Consider the following 19,508-nt stretch of genomic DNA (forward strand, 5'->3'; position numbering starts at 1 on the left):
TACGTCCGTGAACCATTTCCAGTATCGTGACGGCATCCTCTATGCGGAGAATGTTCCGCTGCCGGATATCGCAAAGACTGTCGGCACACCTTTCTATTGCTATTCGACCGCGACGCTCGAGCGCCACTACCGCGTCTTCTCCGAAGCCTTGGCCGACGTGGACGCGCTGGTCTGCTACGCCATGAAGGCCAATTCCAACCAGGCAGTGCTGAGGACGCTCGGCCGCCTCGGCGCTGGCGTGGACGTCGTTTCCGAGGGTGAGCTGCGTCGCGCGCTCGCCGCGGGCATTCCGGCCAGCCGCATCATGTTCTCCGGCGTCGGCAAGACCGCCCGCGAGATGGACTATGCACTGGAAGCCGGCATCTACTGCTTCAACGTGGAATCCGAGCCGGAACTGGAAATCCTCAACCAGCGTGCCGTCAAGGCCGGCAAGCGAGCGCCCGTCTCCTTCCGCATCAACCCTGATGTCGATGCCCGCACCCATGCGAAGATCTCGACCGGCAAGAAGGAAAACAAGTTCGGCATCTCCTGGGAGCGTGCGCGCAACGTCTATGCACGGGCGGCGAGCCTGCCCGGCATCGAGGTGACCGGCATCGACATGCATATCGGCAGCCAGATCACCGAGCTGCAGCCGTTCGAAGATGCCTTCCGGCTGCTGCACCAGCTGGTCGGCACGCTGCGGGCCGAAGGCCACACGATCCATCACGTCGATATCGGCGGCGGCCTCGGCATACCCTACCGCGACGACAACAATCCGCCGCCGGCTCCCGAGGTCTATGCGAACATCGTCAAGAAGCAGCTTCGCGACCTCGACTGCAAGATCATAGCCGAGCCGGGCCGGCTGATCGTCGGCAATGCAGGGATCCTCGTGACCGAGGTCATCTATGTGAAGGATGGCGGGGAGAAGACCTTCGTCATCGTGGACGCGGCGATGAACGACCTGATCCGTCCCACGCTCTACGAGGCCTATCACGAAATCCGCCCCGTCGTCGTGACGGCTGCGAATGCGCCGCGCATCAAGGCCGACGTCGTCGGCCCTGTCTGCGAAACCGGCGACTACCTGGCGCTCGACCGCGAGATGGCGATGCCCAAGCCCGGCGACCTCGTGGCAATCAGTTCAGGCGGTGCCTATGGCGCGGTTCAGGCCGGGACCTACAACAGCCGACTGTTGGTGCCGGAAGTGCTGGTCAAGGGCTCGGAGTTCCACGTCATCCGTCCGCGACCGACCTACGAGGACCTCATCGGCCTCGATTCCGTTCCGGACTGGCTCGCCTGACGCGGGTCTCCCGAAGGTGGGAACCGCTTTCGGGGCCAAGACATGCCTGCGGACGAGAGCCAGGAGCGCGACAAGCAAGCTTGAAAAATCTAGGGACGCATCACGTCGCGCGATCACAATTTAGCGATGCAAACGTGAAAAACGGGCCTGTTCCGGACCTTGCCCTCGCCTTCGCCACAATGAATGTTATCTTTGAGCGACGAGCATATTGCCTCGCGGTCGCCCGGGGCGCTATGTTTTTGCAACGCAACATCGGGAGACTGTAGTGATGAACGGCTCCGGCAGCGAGAAGAAAGGCGCTTTTGCGTCTCGGCCGTCTTTGGCCCGTCTCGTTGCGGCAAAGCGGCTCTTCGCCCGTCTGGTGCTCGTATCGGAGCAGGTCCTTCCGCTGCTCCTGCCCGTTTTCGCACTCATCGCCCTCTATCTCTCGGTTGCCTGGTTCGGCTTCTTCAGGGTGGCCCCGGACTGGGCGCGCCTGCTTCTGCTCACCGCCTTCCTGGTAGGTGCGGTTGCGGTTCTCGTACCCTTCCGCCGTCTTCGCTGGCCGACCGCCGCTCAGGCAGACCGGATGCTGGAGGAGCGCAACGGCCTGCCACACCAACCGGTGACGGTACAGGAAGAGGAACCGGTCCTCGATACGCCCTTCGCCCGCACGCTGTGGCAGGAGCACCAGCGGCGCATGGCGGAGAAGATCGCCACGCTCGATGCCGGTTTCCCACGGCCTGACGTCGCCAATCACGACCGCTTTGCCTTGCGCGCCATCCCGGCGCTGCTGGTGACGATCGCCTTCGGCTATTCGCTTTCGAACAGTGCCGGCTCGATCACGGATGCATTCCAGCAGCGTGTCGTGACGGTTTCGAACCCGGAGGTACGCATCGACGCCTGGGTGACGCCGCCCGGCTATACGGGACGCGCGCCGATCTACCTCACGGGTACCGGCTCCGAGCCTCAGGGGCCGATCGGCATACCGCAGTTTTCGGACCTGACCGTGCGCGTGAGCGGCGGGGAAGCGGACAGCAAGGTGATCTTCCGCAAGGCCGCGAACGGCCAGACGGCTGAAGTACCCTCGCAGGAGAAGCCCCCTGGAACGCCGTCGGCCACGCCAGGGGTGCCCGCAGCAACCGTGACGCCGCCAGACGCCTCCGAGTCGGCTGCCGCGACCACGCTTGCCGCCCATACCCACATCATGAAGCTCCAGGAAAGCGGCTCGATGAGCGTGAACGGCCGCGAATGGTCATTCGACGTCATCCCCGACGAGCCGCCGGAAATCGCCTTCAACGGCATGCCGCGCAGGAGCGTGAACGGCGCTCTCGAAATCGGCTTCACCGCCAAGGACGATTACGGCGTGCAGGAGGCTCATGCCGAGATTGTGGCCGTGGACAACGATACCTCCGCAACGCCGCTCTACCCGCCGCCGGAGTTCAAGCTGGACATACCGCGCCGCAATGCCCGCAACGCCAAGGGGCTGACGAGCAGGAACCTCTCGGAGCACCCGCTTGCCGGCAAGCGCGTACGGATCACGCTGGTGGCGAAGGACGCAGCCGGCCAGACCGGCCGCAGCGCGCCGCATGAAATGGTGCTGCCCGGGCGCAACTTCAACGAACCGCTGGCCGGTGCCGTCGTCGAGGAGCGGCAGGTTTTCTCGCTCGATACGCGCAAGATGCCAGAGGCAATCGCCCTCAACGAGGCCCTGACGATCCGTGCCGACGAGACGATCCCGAATCTCACGAACTATTTGCTGCTGCAATCCGCACTCGCCCGCATGAAGCTTGCCAAGGGCGATGAAGCGCTGAAGGATACGGCGGAATATCTCTGGGAAATCGCGCTTGGCATGGAGGACGGCGATCTCTCGCTCGCCGAGCGGCAGCTGCGCGATGCGCAGCAGAATCTCGCCGACGCGCTTGAGCGCAACGCCAGCGATGAAGAGATCAAGAAGCTCATGGACGAGTTGCGCAAGGCCATGCAGGAATACATGGCCGAGCTTGCCGAGCGCATGCAGAATGCGCCGATGCAGCCGAACCAGAACGCCGAGAATTTCCTGCGCCAGCAGGACCTGGAACGCATGCTCGACCAGATCGAGAACCTCGCCCGCTCAGGCAATCGCGACGCCGCCCAACAGATGCTCTCCGAACTGCAGCGCATGATGAACAACCTGCAGGCGGGCCGGCCACAGCAAGGTCAGCAGGGCCAGGACAACAGTCCGATGCGCAAGCAGATAGACAAGCTCGGCGAGATCATGCGCGACCAGCAGAAGCTGATGGAGGAGACCTTCCGCCTAGACCAGGCGCTGCGGGACCGCATGCAGCTCGGCGACCCCGACATGAGCCAGGACGGCCAGCAGGACGAGCAGCAGCAACAGGGACAACAGCAGCAGCAGGGCCAGCAGGGGCAGTCCCCGACCGACCAGATGACTGCCGAGCAGCTGCGCGAAGCCCTGAAACAACTGCGCCAGCAGCAGGATTCACTTGGGAAGCAGCTCGGCGAATTGCAGAAGAAACTGGGCGAGATGGGCATGAAGCCCGGCCAGGGCTTCGGCCAGGCACAGCGCGAGATGGAAGGTGCCGCCGGCGAGCTTGGCCAGGGGCGCGGCGAGAGCGCCGTCCAGGGCCAGGGCCGGGCGCTCGAAGCGCTGCGCCAGGGCGCGCGCGACATGATGAACCAGATGATGCAGGCGCAGCAGCAGGGCCAGCAGGGACAGGGGCCGCAAGGCCAGGTCGGACAGGGCAACCAGGGCGGCCGCGATCCCCTAGGCCGGCCGCGCCGGGCGGATGGCCCCGATTTCGGCGATCAGGTGAAAGTGCCCGACGAGATCGATGTGCAGCGCGCCCGTGAGATCCTGGACGCGATCCGCGAAAGGCTCGGAAACAATCCGCCCCAGGAAATGGAGCGGCGCTATCTGGAGCGCCTGCTCGACATCAGGTAGCCATCAGGCTCCGATCACGCAGCGAGCGCGCGCGCCACGGCCTTGCGGATATCCGGCAAGGCGAACGGCTTCGAAACGACGTCGACGACCCTCGTCATCAAGTCGTCGGCGCGTTCACGCTGCTCGGCATAGCCGGTCATCAGCAGTATCTTGAGCCCCGGAAAGCTCGACGACGCCTGGTGCGCGAGCTCGATGCCGTCCATGACAGGCATGCGGATATCTGAAAGAAGCAGGTCGTAGCTGCCGGCCTTCAGCTTCTCCAGGCCCTCGGCGCCGTCGGCCGCCTCTTCCGTCTCATGCCCGTCGAGACGCAAGGCCCGGGCCACGAACACGCGCAGAGAATCTTCGTCTTCCGTGATCAGAATTCTTGCCATGAGTATCCATCGCTCCGTCTGTCATGCCCCGCAGGCAAATCACCAGACTTTCCTTTGCGATCGGTAAACGGCCGGCTTGTTCGGGCGTCGTGGTTAACAAGCCGTCTTCATGGCCGTCCCGGAATGGGTCATGGCGCCCAGTGTCCGGGGTCCCCGTCTTAACCGCAACGCGCGGCGGGGGAACGACCTGACCCGATGCCCTCAGGCGTCGCCGGTGACGACACCGACGAAGGGAAGCTCGCGGAAGGCATAGTTCACGTCCATGCCGTAGCCGACGACGAAATAGTCCGGGCATTCGAAACCGACGTAATCGGCCTCGAGCTTCTCCTCGCGCTTTACGCTCTTGTCGAGGAGAACAGCGATGGTGACGTTGCGGGCGCCGCGCTCATACATCAGCTCCTTGGCAAAGAGCAGCGTGCGGCCGGACTCCAGGATGTCGTCGATCAGCAGCACGTCCCGGTCCTTCACGTCGCTGTCGATGTCCTTGATGATGCGGACGCCCTGGGAGACGGTACCGCGGCCATAGCTCGACAGCGTGATGAACTCGACCTCCGGTGCAAGGCCGCTGTCGTGAAGCGACCTGATGAGATCGGCTGCGAAGATGAAAGAACCCTTCAGAACCGCTATGACGAGAAGGTCTTTGGTCGGTCCGTTGGCGATATCGACGGCCATGGACCGGTTGCGCTCGGCGATCTGCTCGGCGGTAAACAGCGGCTCGATATTCTTTCCGCGCACAACGGGCATTCAGGGCTTCCTTCTCGGGTTCGGGACGGCACGGGACCGTCGCGGTCAAGCTAGGGCGTTAGCACAATTGCGATGTGCAGGCAGCCTCTGGCATGAACGAAAGCCGCACATCCAGCGTTTTTCCACCGGGATGCTGCAGCCTCGTGGAAAATCCCCTGCTTTGCCCGGCTTCAATGACATCGCTTGGCGGCGCAATTACGACGCTCGCAACGAGCCGATTGCCGGAGAGGAGATCGGCCCGGATTTGCCTCAAGGGTTGCTGAACTTCGCTCGCGTTCTCGACGATGCCGTTGATCAGCAGCGCCCTCATGCCGTTTGCATCTTGCGGCGTCAGGCTGACATGGGTGAAATGCACCGGATCACCCGAAGAGGCGGCCTCGGCGGGCCCGCTGGAGAGCGCCGAGAAGCCGCCCATCAGGCCGAACACCAGAATGAACAGTGCGCCGACAAATGCTGCGAAGGTACTGGATGAGGCACGCTGCAGCCAGCGCTCCGATGCCTCCACACACGCCGCCAAGAGCGCAAGCGCAGCAGGTTGACATGCAGTCATGGTTCGCGGCAAGGGCCTGCGCGCGTCGGCACGACGCGCTTTCGGGGCCGCATCAGGGCTCCCCTTGCCGATGACGACGAATTCCGCGTCCGCGATTTCTGTGGGTCGTCTCGACGGACGAAACGACGGCTTGCGTTCGGGCGGCAGAAAGTCGTAACGAAGTTGCTGCTGCTGAGCCTTGTAGCGGAATGCACCCATGATGACGTCCCTCTTCGGTGTCCACATGGTTTCAGTGCCTCTACGAAATCTGGCATTGAAACGAATCCTGCTCAGTCGTAAATTTTAATGGTTAATGCTTCGCAAAGATCGCCACGAAACAGGCATCTTTCTGGCAGATTTTACGGCTTGTTAATGGATTTGCTTAACAAGCCGGCTCATATGAACCATGAAAGACCGAGCGGGGCGTTGATTCATTTCGAGAATGTCGGTTTGCGCTATGGCATGGGACCGGAGATCCTCCGGGACCTGACATTCGATATTCCCAAGAAGTCGTTCCAGTTCCTGACCGGTCCTTCCGGCGCCGGCAAGACTACGCTGCTTCGCCTGCTGTTCATGTCGCTGCAGCCGACGCGGGGCCTGATCCGCATGTTCGGCCGCGACATCTCCGAAATCCCGCGGCCGGAATTGCCGCTGCTGCGCCGCCGTGTCGGCATCGTCTTCCAGGATTTCCGTCTCCTCGACCACCTGACGACCTACGAGAATGTCGCCCTGCCGCTGCGCGTGCGCGGAAAGGACGAGGGTTCCTACCGCACGGACGTGCTGGAACTGTTGAAATGGGTCGGCCTCGGCGAGCGCATCAACGTGCTGCCGCCCGTGCTTTCCGGCGGCGAGAAGCAGCGTGCCGCGATCGCCCGCGCGCTGATCGACCGCCCCGAAATCCTGCTTGCCGACGAACCGACGGGCAACGTCGACCCACCGATGGCGAAGCGTCTGCTCAATCTGTTCATGGAGCTCAACCGGCTCGGAACGGCCGTCGTGATCGCGACCCACGACCTTGGGCTAATGGAACAGGTCGAAGCCCGCCGCATGATTTTATCGGAGGGTCATCTCGATATCTATGACTGACCCGGCCACGACCAGAAACGGAAGCGCCGCGAAGGCAGCACCCGCACAACAGAAGCGGCCGGAGATGCGTGTGCGGCCGACGGCGCCGATCGTGCCGCCCTCGAACATCCAGGGCAACGCGCTGATCGTCGTCATCGCCATCATGGCCTTCCTCGCCTGCCTGACGCTCGGCGCCGTCAGCATGGTGCGATCGACCGCGGCGAGCTGGGAAAGCCAGATTTCCCGCGAGATCACCATCCAGATCAAGCCCGACGACAATCTCGACATGGAAAAGGCGCTCAACCAGGCGCGCGACCTGGCGTTGACATTCGTCGGCACGAAGACCGGCCAGATACTCGACGATGCAGCGACGGCCCGCCTGCTGGAGCCGTGGCTGGGGACGAACCTCGACCTGAAGGAACTGCCCGTGCCGCGCCTGGTCGTCATCACCATCGACGAGAACCACCCGCCGGATTTCGAGGCGATGCGCGCGCTTCTCGAGAACACGATCCCGCAGGCCTTCCTGGACGATCACCGCACCTGGGTCGACCGCCTTGTTTCCATGGCCCATACGACGGTAATGATCGGCACCGGCATCCTCCTGCTTGTCTTCACGGCGATGGTCCTGACAGTGATTTTTGCCACCCGCGGTGCCCTTTCCGGAAACCGCCATATCGTCGAGGTGCTGCATTTCGTCGGCGCGGAAAGCTCCTTCGTGGCGACGGAATTCCAGAAGCATTTCCTGAAGATAAGCCTGAAGGGATCGGCTGCGGGCAGCGCCCTTGCCGCGCTGTTCTTCGCTCTCGCCGGCCTGCTGCAGAGCCGCACGCTGGCAACGCCCGAGACCGACCAGGCGACAGCGCTTTTCGGCACGTTTTCGGTGGGCGTGCTCGGCTATCTCGGCATATTGGCGACGATGATCGTCATTGCGCTCCTGACGACGCTGACGGCGAGGCTCACCGTCATGCGCACCATCTACGAGATCGACCTGCTGCGGTCCGATCCGGCGCGCTCGGACGGAGTGCCGAATTGACGCCATAGTCGGATCGTTTTGCCATTAAACAGTCTGGTCCTTGCCGCAATCTGCGTATAATCACGATTCATGACAATGGGCCAGATGACGAGCAAGATGATTCGCCCTTTGCCGAGGCGTAGCCGTTTTCGAGGCGAGCCGCCCGCGCGGCGGAGCCTGCTTCGTCGTGTCCTGCGCTGGGGAGGCTTTGCCTCGATACTTGTTGCGGCAATCGTCTTCGGCGGCTTCCTGCGATTTGCCGATTCGATTTCGACCATGAGGCCACCGGCCAAGCCGAAGGCAGACGCCATTGTCGTGCTGACCGGCGGCTACCAGCGCATCGACCAGGCCGTAGACCTGCTGCGCGACGGCGCCGGCAAGCGTCTGCTGATTTCCGGCGCGCATCCTTCGACAACGCCCAATCAGATCCGCAAGATGACGCAGGGGCCCGCTGAGCTTTTCTCCTGCTGCATCGACATCGGCTACGACGCGCTCGACACGATCGGCAACGCGCGCGAGGCAGTGAACTGGATCCATAGCCGCGGCTACAAGACGGTGCTGGTCGTCACCAACAACTACCATATGCCGCGCAGCCTCTCCGAGCTCAGATACGTCGACCCCGAGACCGAGTTCATCGCCTATCCGGTGGTCAACTCGGACCTGAAGACGAAGAACTGGTTCAGCGACCCGAACGCCATGCGCGTGATGCTTGCCGAATACGGGAAGGTCCTCCTGGCGAGCGCACGCAACCTGACCGGCTTCGGCAGGCATGCCGGGCTGCGCTCGGAGACGACCACGGCCGAGAAAGGCCCCTGAAGCCAGGGGCGCGCAAGAGCGCTTTTGCTTCTACGCAATATCGTGTAGGCACACCGAGGCGGACTGAGCATTTCTTGCGAACGCCGCACAGGAAAGCCCATGATCGTTCTTCGCTCCATTCTCTTCAATGCACTCTTCTATGCCAACCTGATCCTGCGGATGATCATTCTTTCGCCGGTCTATTTCCTGTCGCCGCGCAAGAAGGCCTATTCGGTCCCCAAGAACTGGGCGCTCTCCAACCACTGGCTGATGGAGAAGATCGTCGGCACGAGCTTTGAAATAGAGGGATTGGAGAACATTCCCGCGGGAAGCTACATCGTAGCACCGAAGCACCAGTCCTTCTGGGATACCTATGCGCTGCTGCCCTGGCTCGACGATCCGGTCTACATCCTCAAGCGCGAACTGATGTGGATCCCCCTCTTCGGCTGGTACGCGATGAAGCAGCGCATGATCCCGGTCAATCGCGGCGCGCGCGGCAAGGTAATGGTAGAGGTGCTGGCGCGGACGCGGGCCGAGCTTGCGACGGGCCGTCAGCTGATCATCTATCCCGAAGGCACGCGGCGAGCGCCCGGCGCCGAACCGCTCTATAAGTACGGCATCGCCCGCATGTACCGCGATCTCGGCATTCCGGTCGTCCCCGTCGCCATGCATCCCGGGCTTTTCTGGCCGCGGCGCAAATTCGGACGTTATCCCGGCCACTTCAAGGTGCGCATCCTGCCGCCGATCGAGCCGGGAATGGACCCCGACGCCTTCTTCGCCCGCCTGATCGAGGTTACGGAGAAGGCAAGCGACGAACTGCTCGTCGATACCGCCGAGAGAAACCCCAACCTGCCGCTGCCGCCGACCGCTGCTCGCCGCCTTGCAGAACTCGGCGCAGCGAGCAAAGCCGCTCAGGCCTGACGGGGCAAGCCTTCGGGCCGATGGACACCCGCACGCATGCGCGTAACGTCGTTGGCGACGCTTTCGAGCCAACGATCGCGTATGCCCATTTCCTTCAGATGCGTCAGCGTGTTGAAGAGATAGGCGTCGTTCGGCCCTGACTGGCCTATCGCGGTGCCGACGACCTCAGCTGCGTGTGCGGCGTCGAGTGCACCGGCATATTGCGGGTGCGCGCGATCTACAACATACGCGACCGCCTTCGCCCGGCGACCACCGGCAAGCCACAGCGGCAGGGAACGCTCCAGATAGACATTGGTCACCAGTTCCCGCTCTCTCAGATAGCCAAGAACCTCGGGCGTCCGGTCCGGCGTGACCCGGAAAGCCATGCCGCGGCACGAGCCGCCGCGGTCGAGCCCGAGCACAAGCCCCGGCTTCTCCTGCGTGCCGCGATGGACCCAGGAGCGCACGCAAAGCGACCGGCGATATCCGAAGATCTGCGCCTCGACGCGCTCGACATAGACAAAGCCCGGATTCCACATCAGCGATCCGTAGCCAAACACCCAAAATTCGTCCATATCCAACGCCAAATCGATATCACTAATGCAAATCACCATTGGAGAACATCATGGCAGCGTCAAGCCAGGGCAGCTATTCCGGCGTGAGCAAGAAGATCTGGCTGCTCGGCCTCGCCATCGTTCTCGTCATAGGCGGTTATACGGCGGGGTGGTTCTACGCCGCCTCGCTGTTGAAGGATAGCGTCCTGAAGGCGCTCGGCAAGCAGGATACTGCCGCGATAACCGGACAATGCTCCGATATCGCATTCCGCGGCTTTCCTTTCCGCATCGGCCTCTTCTGCTCCAGCGTACAGATCGACGACCACAGGAACGGCGTTTCGGCATCCTTCGGCAACCTGCGCTCCGCGGCGCAGGTCTATGCACCTGGTCACATCGTCTGGGAGCTGGATTCGCCGGCGGAAATCCGCACCGCCCACGGGCTGACGGTCTCGGCCGAATGGTCGAACCTGCAGTCAAGCCTGGTTACCAGGCTCACCGGCGTCGAGCGGACGTCCACCGTCATCGAGAACCTGAAGGCGACCATCGTGTCCGCCTTTACCAACCAGACCTTCAATGTCGACGCTGCCCGCACCGAAATCCATCTGCGGCAGAACGAGGGCAACCTCGATGCTGCCGTGACCGTCGAGAACTCGAACACGGTAGTGAAGGACTTTCCGCAGGTCTTTCCAGCGCTCACAGCAAGTGCCGACGCGACGCTCACTGGAAAGGCCGGCCTGATCGACGGCAGCGACGACGGCAAGGGGCTCTATGGATCGAAGGGGGCGCTGCACAAGGTGGTCGCCGATATCGGCGAGGGGCGCATCATTACGCTGAGCGGCCCCTTCTCTTTTGACGATAGCGGTTATCTCTCCGGCCAGTTCCGGCTGGAGATCCAGCAGCTTGATCCCTGGCGCGACAGCCTGAAGCAGGTCTTCCCCGGGCTGGCGCCGACGATCGACATGGCGGGCAAGCTGCTCAAGGCGCTGGCTGCCGGCGGCGACAAGGTTTCGGTCGATCTCAGGGTCGACCGCGGGCAGATCTCGCTCAACGGCTTCATCCCGCTCGGCTCGCTGCCGCCGATCTGAGCGCCCTCAGGGCCTCTTCGGGTCGAGAGCGTGCCGGCCGAAGTCCGGCGCGTCGACATCCTGCCCGGCCTCTACGATCGAGCGGCGGATCGCCCGGGTGCGGGTGAAGAGCTCGAACAGCTTGTCGCCCTCGCCCCAGCGGATCGCACGCTGCAGATAGGCGAGGTCCTCGGAAAAGCGCGCAAGCATTTCCAGAAGAGCGTCCTTGTTGTGCAGGCACACGTCCCGCCACATCGTCGGATCGGATGCAGCAAGGCGGGTAAAGTCACGGAAACCCGAGGCCGAATACTTGATGACTTCCGATTCCGTGACCGTCTCCAGGTCGTCCGCCGTGCCGACGATGTTGTAGGCGATGATATGCGGCAGATGGGAGACGATGGCGAGAACCTTGTCATGATGCTCGGCATCCATCTCGTCGACGTTCGAACCGAGCGTTTCCCAGAAGTGGCGCAGCTTGGCGATTGCCGCCTTGTCGGCGCCGGGAAGCGGCGTGAAGATGCACCAGCGGCCCCTGAAGAGCCCCGGGAAGCCGGCATCCGGACCCGACTTTTCCGTACCGGCGATCGGATGACCAGGGATGAAGTGGACATGCTCCGGCATGTGCGGCTGCATCTGCGCGATGACCGAGGCCTTCGTCGAGCCGACATCGGTGACGATTGCCCCCGCCTTCAGGTGCGGCGCGATCTCGCTCGCGACTTCGCCCGATGCACCGACCGGAACGGACACGACGACGAGATCCGCCCCTTCGACGGCTTCGGCCGCTGAAAGGGTATAGCGGTCCCCGAGGCCGAGTTCCTCGGCCCGCTTCAAGGTCGCCGGGCTTCGGGTCGAGACCACGACCTCGTTTGCAAGGCCGAGCTCCTTGATGTCGCGGGCGATCGACGATCCGATCAGGCCGATACCGATCAGTGCGATGCGTTCAAACTGCACGTTCGTCATGCCTTCCGTCCCATGAATTCGCCGAGCGTCTCGATGACGCCGCGATTGGCCTCTTCCGCCCCGATGCTCATGCGCAGCGCATTCGGGAAGCCGTAGGCACTCACGGCACGCAGCACGTAGCCGCGGCTCGTCAGGAACTCATCGGCCTCGGCTGCGCGCTTGCCGTCGACATCCGGGAAGTGGATCAGGATGAAATTGGTGACCGAAGGCGTGACCCTCAGTCCGATGCTCTCCAGCGCGCTGGTCATCTTCTCGATCCAGAGCTGGTTGAACGAGATGGCCTGCTGGATGAATGCCTGGTCGCGCATGGCGGCCGCGCCGGCGGCAATCGCCGCCTTGTTGAGGTTGAACGGGCTGCGCACCCGGTCGAGCGCATCGACGATGTCGATAGGGCCGTACATCCAGCCGATGCGGATCGCGGCAAGGCCGTAGATCTTCGAGAACGTGCGGGTCATCACCACATTCGGATTCGACGAGACAAGCTCGATGCCGGCCTCGTAGTCGTTGCGCCGGACATATTCGGCATAGGCACCGTCCAGCACCAGGATGACATGCCTCGGCATGCCGGCCTGCAGGCGGCGGATTTCGTTGACAGGCACATAGGTTCCGGTCGGATTGCCGGGATTGGCAATGAAGACGATCTTCGTCTTTTCGGTCACGGCGGCGAGGATCGCGTCGACATCGACCGTGCAATCTTTCTCCTTCACCACGACCGGCACAGCACCTGCGCCCATGATCTGGATCTTGTGGATCAGGAAGCCGTGCTCGGTGACGATGCCTTCGTCGCCCGGACTGAGATAGACGTGGCAGAGCAGGTTGAAGAACTCGTCCGAACCGTTGCCGCACAGGATATTGTCGGGATTGAGCGCGTGGACGGCAGCGATCGCGCTCCGAAGCTCCTTCGCCTGACCGTCGGGGTATTTCTCCATATGATCGGCAGCCGCATGGAAGGCCTCGAGCGCCTTGGGGCTGGCGCCGAAGGGCGTTTCGTTGGAGGACAGCTTGAACACGCGCGCAACACCCGGCGCATGAGCCTTGCCCGGCACGTAGGTGGCGATATCGAGTATACCGGGACGCGGAACGGGCTTGCTAATCTCAATACTCATCGGATCGACCTTGGATGCGCCGGCCAAGCGGCCGAAATATGCTGTCGCATTAAAGCGGAAACGCAGATTTGTCGAGTGCGCAAGCGGGTGGGCAGGTCTACCGTCCGGACACGGCATGCCCGCGCGTCGTGCGCACGCCGCCGGGCGCGAGGACCGGCACGAAGACGCGGCGTGACGCGCGCGCCGCAACCGGAAGGCCCTGATAGAGACGCTTCTGCGCCTCGACGACGATGACACCGGAAAAGGCGGGCCAGAGCGCCCGTCCGACACGCTCGAAGGCGCCGCGCAGCCGCAAGACGGTCCTGAGCTTCGACGGCGGAAAGAACAACGCCTCCGCGCTCGCCCCCGGCGTGAAATTCGTCTCGCGCAGGAGCGCGGTCAACTGGCTACGCGAATAGGGCCGCCCCGAACCGAAGGGCGTATGCTCCATGCGCGCCCATACGCCGCGGCGGTTCGGCACGACGATGACAAGCCGCCCTCCCGGCGCGAGCACCCGCCAGACCTCCTTCAGCGTTTCGCGCGGGCTTTCGGCAAATTCGAGCGAATGCACCATCAGCACGCGATCTATAGAGGAATCCGGCAGCGGCAGTTCCTCGTCGAAAACGAGCGCCGTCGCCGAAAGCGCACCGACCGGCCAGTTCACGGCCCCTTGGCCCGCGGGCATGAAGGCGAAGGTGCGCTCCGTGTCCGCCCGGAACCGATCGAGGAATGGGACGGCATAGCCGAGCCCCACCAGCCGCTCCTCCGGAAGGCGCACCCACAGGGAGGACAGGGCCATGACAATCGACTGCTCGGCAAAATGCCCGAGCTCGGAGTGATAGAATTCGCGGAGATCGACGATATCGGTATGCATCGCGGCAAATGTTATCAGGCGGCAATTGGACTTCAAGGGCGAAGCCTCTACATTGGCCATAGGTCACGCGGGAAAGGGTATTTCTCAACATGAAGCCTTTGGAAATAGAAGTTTTCATCTGCCGTTCCGACAATTACGGCGTTCTTGTCCACGACCCCGAGACGGGCCAGACCGCCTGCATCGACGCGCCGGAAGTGGGTCCGATTCTGGCAGCCGCCAACCGCCGCGGCTGGGAGATCAGCCATATTTTCACGACCCATCACCACACCGACCATGTCGAGGGCAATCTTGCGCTCAAGGAGCAGTTCGGCTGCGAGATCATCGGACCGATCAACGAGGCGGTCGCCATTCCCGGTCTGGACCGCGCGGTCGGCGATGGCGACAGCTTCGAATTTGCGGGACATACGGTCGACGTCATCGAGACGCCCGGCCATACGGCTGGCCATGTCTGCTACCATTTCGTCGACGACAAGCTGCTGTTTTCGGCCGACACGCTCTTCGCGCTCGGCTGCGGGCGGCTCTTCGAGCGGGCAGCGGTCGACATGTGGCATTCGCTGCAGAAACTTGCGGCACTGCCCGACGAAACGGCCATCTATTTCGGCCATGAATACACCCTATCCAACGCACGCTTTGCGCTGACGATCGATCCTGATAACGAGCGCCTGAAATCGCGGGCTGCCGAAATCGAGGCGATAAGGGCGGAGGGCAAGTTCACGATCCCGACGACGCTCGGGCTCGAAAAGGAGACCAACCCCTTCCTGCGCGCCGCCGACCCCTCGATCCGCCGCAACCTGCTGATGGAGAGCCGCAGCAACGAGGATGTCTTTGCCGAGATCCGCAAGCGCAAGGACAATTTCTGATGAAGGCAGGGGATATCGTGCGGGAACTCGGGATGCAGCCGCATCCGGAGGGCGGCTGGTACGTCGAGACGTTCCGCGACGCGACCGAGGGCACGCGCGCTCATTCGACGGCGATCTACTATCTCCTCGAAGCCGGCCAGCGTTCGCACTGGCATCGCGTGCGCGATGCGGCAGAGGTCTGGCACCACTATCTCGGTGCGCCGCTCGCCCTCCATCGGGCCGAGGACGGCAAGGAGCCGGAGACGCTCGTGCTGGGCTCCGATATCCTCAAGGGAGAGCGCCCGCAGGCCGTGGTTCCCGCGGACTGGTGGCAGGCAGCCGAGTCGCTCGGGGATTTCACCCTCGTCGGATGCACGGTCGCGCCGGGCTTCGAATTCGCCAGCTTCGAGATGGCGTCACCGAACTGGGCGCCCAAGGCAGGCTGACGAACCTCAGACGGCCCGCTCGGCCCGCGCGGCCGAACTCGTCCTTTCCTGCGCCGGAACATCTCCTGGGCGGCGAGTACCGCGCCGCCCGTCACCAGCAGGCAGGCGGCGGCGATGCGCCAGCTCGGCTCGGCAAAACCGAACAGCGTGAGGATCAGGGTCGACATCAGCGGCGCGGCATAGCTCGCCGCGCCGAGGATCTGGATATCGCCATTCTTCACGCCATGATCCCAGGCATAGAAGGCGGCCCCGACCGGGAAGAGCCCGAGCCCCAGCACCGCAAGCCATTCGAAAGCGCCGTTCGGCCAGGTTGTCGTCTCGAGGGCGAGGTGGCAGAGCAGCGACAGGATTGAGGTTGCAAGGCAGAAGCCCGTCACGACATCGGTGGAGACGGCATCGAAGCGGCGCGTCAGCAGCGAATAGCCCGACCATGTGAAGGCGCAGAGGAACGCCGCGCCATAGCCGACCGCATAGGCACCGTCGAAATCGACGCCATTGCGTCCCACGATGAGGATGGTTCCGGCGAGCCCCAGGAGCGCACCGATTACATGATACCACCGCAGCTTTTCACCCGGTAGCAGCGCCGAGCCGACGACGATGAGAAGCGGCCAGAGATAGGCGATCAGGCCCGCCTCAACGGCCGGCGCGTTCCGGAGCGCGGTGAAATAGAGGAAATGATAGCCGAAGAGCCCGGCGATGCCGATGATCCAGACCTTCGCCGGCTGGCGAAGAAGGACGAGCCGTTCAGGCCTGACGATAAAGGTGACGATGCCCGGCAGGCTGCCGATGGCAAAGCAGATGGCGGAGAGCTGGAACGGCGGGACCTGGCCAGAGGCAGCGGTGAAGAGCGCCAGGAACGACCACATGAGGATCGCCGAGAATCCGATCAAAGTCGCCCGAAGCTTCACGCTGCCCCCTTGCGGGGTCCCCGCCCCGCTAGCTGCCGTACTTGACGGCGGTAATCGTCACCGGCCCGTATTGCGTCGGGATCCTGGCATAGACAGGTGCATATACATTCGCGGCATCGGATTTGGCAAACCAGATCTCCATCCGATTGCTTTTGCTCAGATATTCGTAATCGTCGCGATCTTTCTTGTAGCCCGATTTCGGCACGAAGCGGACGCTACAGACGAGCGCCTCGCCGGAGAAACCATCCGTCGAGAACGGACGCGATCCCTTCGGCGAGAGGACAAGATCCATTCGCGTCTCGCCATCATAGATCGGCAGCGTCTGCTGGCAGATGCGTGCATCAGTCATGAATATCAGGCCGGAGATCGGATCGAGCACCGAGCGCAAGTCATCCTTCGTCACGGGGATCCAGGAATCCGGTCTTTTGCGATCCGGCTTCATCGTCGTCGAGGAGACGTCGCCATTGCGATACTGGACCTCGTAGGTGCGCGCCCGTTTGCCGCTCTTGTAATAGAGCCAGTAGCGCGATGCCTGCATCTTGTTGCGTTGGATGACGCCGTCGACGACGGTCTTGGCGGAAAGCGTCGTCAGCAGGTTGGCAAGGCCCGCCGAATTGATGTCGCCGGCAATCGTGTAGCGCTTGTCATCCTCTATCTGGGTACGGAAAGCCGCCCTGGCGATGGGAAGCCCGGCGAGCGCCACGGTGTATCTCGTCTCGTGCTGGACCTCCTTCGCCTGGGCGCCAAGGCCCACGAGCGTCGCGACCGTCGCGATAAGAAGGCGTTTTCCTGTTTGACTCATTGCGGAATGCCTTTAGGTTGGACCGCGACTTGGACAGCCCGTTTATACGCTGGCCGGAAAGCTAAGAAAACAGGCTGTTTTTGACAGAATTGCGGGAAAGGCCAAGGTTTGGCTTGACGCGGACCGCACCTCTGACTATAGAACCGCAACTTTCCAATCATGGCCTGTTGGATTGCGAACCGGGCTTTGTCCGGGCAATGTAATTCAGTGGCCTAGAAAAACAAGAATAGGTGTTCCATGTCTCGCGTGTGCGAATTGACCGGCAAGGCCGTCCTCGTTGGCAACAATGTCAGCCATGCCAACAACAAGACCAAGCGCCGTTTCCTTCCGAACCTGTGCCAGGTTACGCTGATTTCCGACGCGCTCGGCCAGCGTTACCGTCTTCGTGTTTCGGCTGCGGCCCTTCGTACCGTCGAGCATCGCGGTGGCCTCGATGCCTTCCTGCTGAAGGCTAGCGAGAACGAACTGTCGATGCGCGCTCGTCTGCTGCGCCGTCAGATCGTCAAGAAGACCGCCGAAGCTGCAGTAGCTGCCTAAGCTTCGACTGATCTTCTTTCATACGGCTTCAAAGGCTTGCACGGAGACATCCGGACAAGCCTTTTGCTTTGCCGGTTCGCTTCTCCAACTGGTGGCATCACCCAGGATAAAAAAATGCAGATGACCCGCTTTACCCTTGCCTACGTTCTCCTGATGACGCTCGTCGTCGTCGCGTCGAACTTTCTCGTCCAGTTTCCGCTGAACGGCGAGCTGTTCGGCATCCAGCTGGGTGACATCCTCACCTGGGGTGCCTTCACCTATCCGGTGGCCTTCCTCATCACCGACCTCACCAACAGGCAGTTCGGCCCGAAGGCCGCGCGCCGCGTTGTCTTTGCAGGCTTCGTGGTCGGCGTCGGCCTGTCGTTCTTCACGGCCGTTCCGCGCATCGCGATCGCCTCGGGTTCGGCTTATCTTGCCGGCCAGCTTCTGGACATCTCGGTCTTCAACCGCCTGCGCCGGCAGGCCTGGTGGCGGGCACCCCTCGTCGGCTCCCTGATCGGCTCGGCGCTCGACACGCTGATGTTCTTCTCCTTCGCCTTTGCCGCCTTCTTCGTCTTCCTCGGCCCGAACGAGCCCTTCGCGCTCGAACAGGCGCCGATCCTCGGCATCCTGTCCGCAGAGGCTCCGCGCTGGATCTCCTGGGCGATCGGCGACTTCTCGGTGAAGATGATCGTCGGCCTCGTCATGCTGCTGCCCTATGGCGCGCTGATGAACGTGCTGAAGCCGATGCAGCCTATCCGGGCTGCCTGACGCACGGACCTGGGTCAGGTCACCATCCGCGGCGGCGCTGCGGATGGTGCTATCGGGTAAGCGGTTCCTGCTCGAGCTGGAATTCCAGCATCACCGTCCGCTGCAGGATCGAGTGGTTGTCGTCTGAGACCATCACCAGGTGGGTGCTGCCGTCGGCGGCCTGAAAGACGTCCAGGCCCTCCATATTGTCGATCTGGTAGCCGAAGTCGGTGTCGATGAGCACCTCTCCGTCGACCACCGCGCCGGGCTTGATATCGCCGCCCTTGATTAACCGCAGGCGCATGCCGATGCCGCTTGCCATGTTGAAGCGGCGCTCCAGCAGTAGCAGGTCCCCGCTCGGCAGGAAGGCGCCATCGGTCACGTCGAACTCCCCGTCCGGTCGCACGCTGAAGCGCCCCTGAAGCGGCCCGTCGAGGATTGCAGCCAGAAGATTGCCCTGCCGGTCGAGGCTCTTCTCGGACACGGCGACGGTGCCGCCCTTCAACGGGCCATTCTGTGGCGCAACGGCCAGGGCCTCCAGGCCGCGATTGCCGCGCAGCGAGTTCGGCGGAATGAGGATAGGAACGGAGCGGGTCGACGGGGAATCCTCGAACCCGGGATCGGGATAGGCCTCGATGCGGTGCCGCTGCTCGAAGCCGACCAGAATGCTGTCGCCATGCAGCGCCATGCTTTCAGCGTCCATGCGGCCCTTGCCTTCGTAGGTACGGCCGGTGCGGTCCTTCATCGGCGTAATGACCACGTCCTCGACGCCTGAAAGACGGCCCTCCGCATCGCGCACGACGCGGCCGGTCAGCCAATGGCCCGTGTCGAGCACGCCGACGAAATGCCTGCCATCCTCCCGGAAGCGGATCGCCGAGAGCGCACCGAAAAGCCGGTTGCGAGAATAGAGCTCGAGGCCGCCGAGGAATTCCAGGCGGCCGAAAACCTTCTCTGGCCGACCGATCCTGAATTCCGTTATCGCACGACTGTCGACGGGTGCGCTTTCGCCGGCAAAGGCTGCAGGGATCGCTGAGACAAGGGAAATGGAAAGCGCAACGGACTGCGAGAGACGTTTCAGACGCATTCCGCGGC

At 62.9% G+C, this 19,508-nt stretch carries 20 protein-coding genes and 1 pseudogene; 11 read left to right on the forward strand and 10 right to left on the reverse strand.

Features of this window, described 5'->3' with window-relative positions:
• The first annotated feature begins 7 nt into the window (after positions 1–7).
• Entirely contained in the window at positions 8–1,276 is a 1,269-nt protein-coding gene (gene lysA, locus EV286_RS10510) for a diaminopimelate decarboxylase (protein ID WP_132956991.1), read from the forward strand.
• A gap of 268 nt (positions 1,277–1,544) precedes the next feature.
• On the forward strand, positions 1,545–4,199 hold the full coding sequence (locus EV286_RS10515; protein ID WP_132956992.1) for a TIGR02302 family protein: 2,655 nt from the start codon (positions 1,545–1,547) through the stop codon (positions 4,197–4,199).
• A gap of 14 nt (positions 4,200–4,213) precedes the next feature.
• Here the strand turns inward: EV286_RS10515 and EV286_RS10520 are convergent, their stop codons facing one another.
• The 3 genes from EV286_RS10520 to EV286_RS10530 form a co-directional block, all read right to left on the reverse strand.
• A complete protein-coding gene (locus EV286_RS10520; protein WP_132956993.1) occupies positions 4,214–4,573 on the reverse strand; it encodes a response regulator in 360 nt (119 codons plus the stop codon).
• A gap of 201 nt (positions 4,574–4,774) precedes the next feature.
• The gene (hpt, locus tag EV286_RS10525) at positions 4,775–5,317 is read right to left on the reverse strand and encodes a hypoxanthine phosphoribosyltransferase (protein ID WP_132956994.1); all 543 of its coding nucleotides are present in this window, start codon (positions 5,315–5,317) and stop codon (positions 4,775–4,777) included.
• Positions 5,318–5,375: 58 nt separating this feature from the next.
• On the reverse strand, positions 5,376–6,092 hold the full coding sequence (locus EV286_RS10530) for a hypothetical protein (protein ID WP_245500677.1): 717 nt from the start codon (positions 6,090–6,092) through the stop codon (positions 5,376–5,378).
• A gap of 180 nt (positions 6,093–6,272) precedes the next feature.
• Between EV286_RS10530 and ftsE the strand changes: the two genes are divergently transcribed.
• From ftsE to EV286_RS10550, 4 genes are all read left to right on the forward strand, one after another.
• A complete protein-coding gene (gene ftsE, locus EV286_RS10535; RefSeq protein WP_165932832.1) occupies positions 6,273–6,932 on the forward strand; it encodes a cell division ATP-binding protein FtsE in 660 nt (219 codons plus the stop codon).
• Entirely contained in the window at positions 6,925–7,944 is a 1,020-nt protein-coding gene (locus tag EV286_RS10540) for an ABC transporter permease (RefSeq protein ID WP_165932821.1), read from the forward strand. Before ftsE ends, EV286_RS10540 begins: the two co-directional genes overlap by 8 nt.
• An 84-nt stretch (positions 7,945–8,028) precedes the next feature.
• Entirely contained in the window at positions 8,029–8,739 is a 711-nt protein-coding gene (locus tag EV286_RS10545) for a YdcF family protein (RefSeq protein ID WP_245500678.1), read from the forward strand.
• Between the two features lie 99 nt (positions 8,740–8,838).
• A complete protein-coding gene (locus EV286_RS10550; RefSeq protein ID WP_132956998.1) occupies positions 8,839–9,639 on the forward strand; it encodes a 1-acyl-sn-glycerol-3-phosphate acyltransferase in 801 nt (266 codons plus the stop codon).
• Here EV286_RS10550 and EV286_RS10555 read toward each other — a convergent pair.
• On the reverse strand, positions 9,630–10,193 hold the full coding sequence (locus EV286_RS10555; RefSeq protein ID WP_132956999.1) for a gamma-glutamylcyclotransferase: 564 nt from the start codon (positions 10,191–10,193) through the stop codon (positions 9,630–9,632). The two genes, EV286_RS10550 and EV286_RS10555, sit on opposite strands and share 10 nt — an antisense overlap.
• 50 nt (positions 10,194–10,243) lie before the next feature.
• Between EV286_RS10555 and EV286_RS10560 the strand changes: the two genes are divergently transcribed.
• A complete protein-coding gene (locus EV286_RS10560) occupies positions 10,244–11,257 on the forward strand; it encodes a DUF2125 domain-containing protein (protein ID WP_132957000.1) in 1,014 nt (337 codons plus the stop codon).
• A gap of 6 nt (positions 11,258–11,263) precedes the next feature.
• Here EV286_RS10560 and EV286_RS10565 read toward each other — a convergent pair whose 3' ends face one another.
• The 3 genes from EV286_RS10565 to EV286_RS10575 all read right to left on the reverse strand — a co-directional run bounded on the left by EV286_RS10565 (position 11,264) and on the right by EV286_RS10575 (position 14,191).
• Positions 11,264–12,196, reverse strand: a complete 933-nt coding sequence (locus EV286_RS10565) for a prephenate/arogenate dehydrogenase family protein (RefSeq protein WP_132957001.1) — start codon at positions 12,194–12,196, stop codon at positions 11,264–11,266.
• Positions 12,193–13,302, reverse strand: a complete 1,110-nt coding sequence (gene hisC / locus EV286_RS10570; RefSeq protein ID WP_132957002.1) for a histidinol-phosphate transaminase — start codon at positions 13,300–13,302, stop codon at positions 12,193–12,195. The genes EV286_RS10565 and hisC overlap by 4 nt, the downstream gene beginning before the upstream one ends.
• Positions 13,303–13,399: 97 nt before the next feature.
• Complete coding sequence (locus tag EV286_RS10575) at positions 13,400–14,191, reverse strand: class I SAM-dependent methyltransferase (RefSeq protein ID WP_132957003.1); 792 nt, start codon at positions 14,189–14,191, stop codon at positions 13,400–13,402.
• Positions 14,192–14,244: 53 nt separating this feature from the next.
• Here EV286_RS10575 and gloB point away from each other — a divergent pair, with 53 nt between their 5' ends.
• Together gloB and EV286_RS10585 are read left to right on the forward strand one after the other, a co-directional pair.
• Complete coding sequence (gene gloB / locus EV286_RS10580) at positions 14,245–15,015, forward strand: hydroxyacylglutathione hydrolase (protein WP_132957004.1); 771 nt, start codon at positions 14,245–14,247, stop codon at positions 15,013–15,015.
• On the forward strand, positions 15,015–15,440 hold the full coding sequence (locus EV286_RS10585; RefSeq protein WP_132957005.1) for a cupin domain-containing protein: 426 nt from the start codon (positions 15,015–15,017) through the stop codon (positions 15,438–15,440). The genes gloB and EV286_RS10585 overlap by 1 nt, the downstream gene beginning before the upstream one ends.
• Before the next feature lie 50 nt (positions 15,441–15,490).
• On the opposite strand, the pseudogene EV286_RS10590 reads toward EV286_RS10585, so the two are convergent.
• A pseudogene (locus EV286_RS10590) lies at positions 15,491–16,348 on the reverse strand (EamA family transporter); the annotation flags it as partial.
• Between the two features lie 28 nt (positions 16,349–16,376).
• A complete protein-coding gene (locus tag EV286_RS10595; protein ID WP_132957006.1) occupies positions 16,377–17,150 on the reverse strand; it encodes a DUF3108 domain-containing protein in 774 nt (257 codons plus the stop codon).
• A 237-nt stretch (positions 17,151–17,387) separates the two neighbouring features.
• Here EV286_RS10595 and rpmB point away from each other — a divergent pair, with 237 nt between their 5' ends.
• Positions 17,388–17,687: a 50S ribosomal protein L28 gene (gene rpmB / locus EV286_RS10600; protein WP_132957007.1), complete on the forward strand. Its 300-nt coding sequence runs from the start codon at positions 17,388–17,390 to the stop codon at positions 17,685–17,687.
• Positions 17,688–17,801: 114 nt separating this feature from the next.
• Positions 17,802–18,437: a queuosine precursor transporter gene (locus tag EV286_RS10605; RefSeq protein ID WP_132957008.1), complete on the forward strand. Its 636-nt coding sequence runs from the start codon at positions 17,802–17,804 to the stop codon at positions 18,435–18,437.
• Positions 18,438–18,486: 49 nt separating this feature from the next.
• On the opposite strand, the gene EV286_RS10610 is transcribed toward EV286_RS10605, so the two are convergent.
• Positions 18,487–19,500, reverse strand: coding sequence for an esterase-like activity of phytase family protein (locus tag EV286_RS10610; protein WP_132957009.1), 1,014 nt, complete (start codon positions 19,498–19,500; stop codon positions 18,487–18,489).
• Positions 19,501–19,508: the final 8 nt, after the last annotated feature.

The organism is Rhizobium sp. BK251 (assembly GCF_004345245.1).
Classification (GTDB): Bacteria; Pseudomonadota; Alphaproteobacteria; order Rhizobiales; family Rhizobiaceae; genus Rhizobium.

Excerpts from the sequence above, each read along its gene's own strand:
- EV286_RS10515 (WP_132956992.1), top strand. The coding sequence starts at position 1,545 with ATGAACGGCTCCGGCAGCGAGAAGAAAGGCGCTTTTGCGTCTCGGCCG.
- EV286_RS10520 (WP_132956993.1), bottom strand. The coding sequence starts at position 4,573 with ATGGCAAGAATTCTGATCACGGAAGACGAAGATTCTCTGCGCGTGTTC.
- hpt (WP_132956994.1), bottom strand. The coding sequence starts at position 5,317 with ATGCCCGTTGTGCGCGGAAAGAATATCGAGCCGCTGTTTACCGCCGAG.
- EV286_RS10530 (WP_245500677.1), bottom strand. The coding sequence starts at position 6,092 with ATGTGGACACCGAAGAGGGACGTCATCATGGGTGCATTCCGCTACAAG.
- EV286_RS10540 (WP_165932821.1), top strand. The coding sequence starts at position 6,925 with ATGACTGACCCGGCCACGACCAGAAACGGAAGCGCCGCGAAGGCAGCA.
- EV286_RS10545 (WP_245500678.1), top strand. The coding sequence starts at position 8,029 with ATGACGAGCAAGATGATTCGCCCTTTGCCGAGGCGTAGCCGTTTTCGA.
- EV286_RS10550 (WP_132956998.1), top strand. The coding sequence starts at position 8,839 with ATGATCGTTCTTCGCTCCATTCTCTTCAATGCACTCTTCTATGCCAAC.
- EV286_RS10555 (WP_132956999.1), bottom strand. The coding sequence starts at position 10,193 with ATGGACGAATTTTGGGTGTTTGGCTACGGATCGCTGATGTGGAATCCG.
- EV286_RS10560 (WP_132957000.1), top strand. The coding sequence starts at position 10,244 with ATGGCAGCGTCAAGCCAGGGCAGCTATTCCGGCGTGAGCAAGAAGATC.
- EV286_RS10565 (WP_132957001.1), bottom strand. The coding sequence starts at position 12,196 with ATGACGAACGTGCAGTTTGAACGCATCGCACTGATCGGTATCGGCCTG.
- hisC (WP_132957002.1), bottom strand. The coding sequence starts at position 13,302 with ATGAGTATTGAGATTAGCAAGCCCGTTCCGCGTCCCGGTATACTCGAT.
- gloB (WP_132957004.1), top strand. The coding sequence starts at position 14,245 with ATGAAGCCTTTGGAAATAGAAGTTTTCATCTGCCGTTCCGACAATTAC.
- EV286_RS10585 (WP_132957005.1), top strand. The coding sequence starts at position 15,015 with ATGAAGGCAGGGGATATCGTGCGGGAACTCGGGATGCAGCCGCATCCG.
- EV286_RS10595 (WP_132957006.1), bottom strand. The coding sequence starts at position 17,150 with ATGAGTCAAACAGGAAAACGCCTTCTTATCGCGACGGTCGCGACGCTC.
- rpmB (WP_132957007.1), top strand. The coding sequence starts at position 17,388 with ATGTCTCGCGTGTGCGAATTGACCGGCAAGGCCGTCCTCGTTGGCAAC.
- EV286_RS10605 (WP_132957008.1), top strand. The coding sequence starts at position 17,802 with ATGCAGATGACCCGCTTTACCCTTGCCTACGTTCTCCTGATGACGCTC.
- EV286_RS10610 (WP_132957009.1), bottom strand. The coding sequence starts at position 19,500 with ATGCGTCTGAAACGTCTCTCGCAGTCCGTTGCGCTTTCCATTTCCCTT.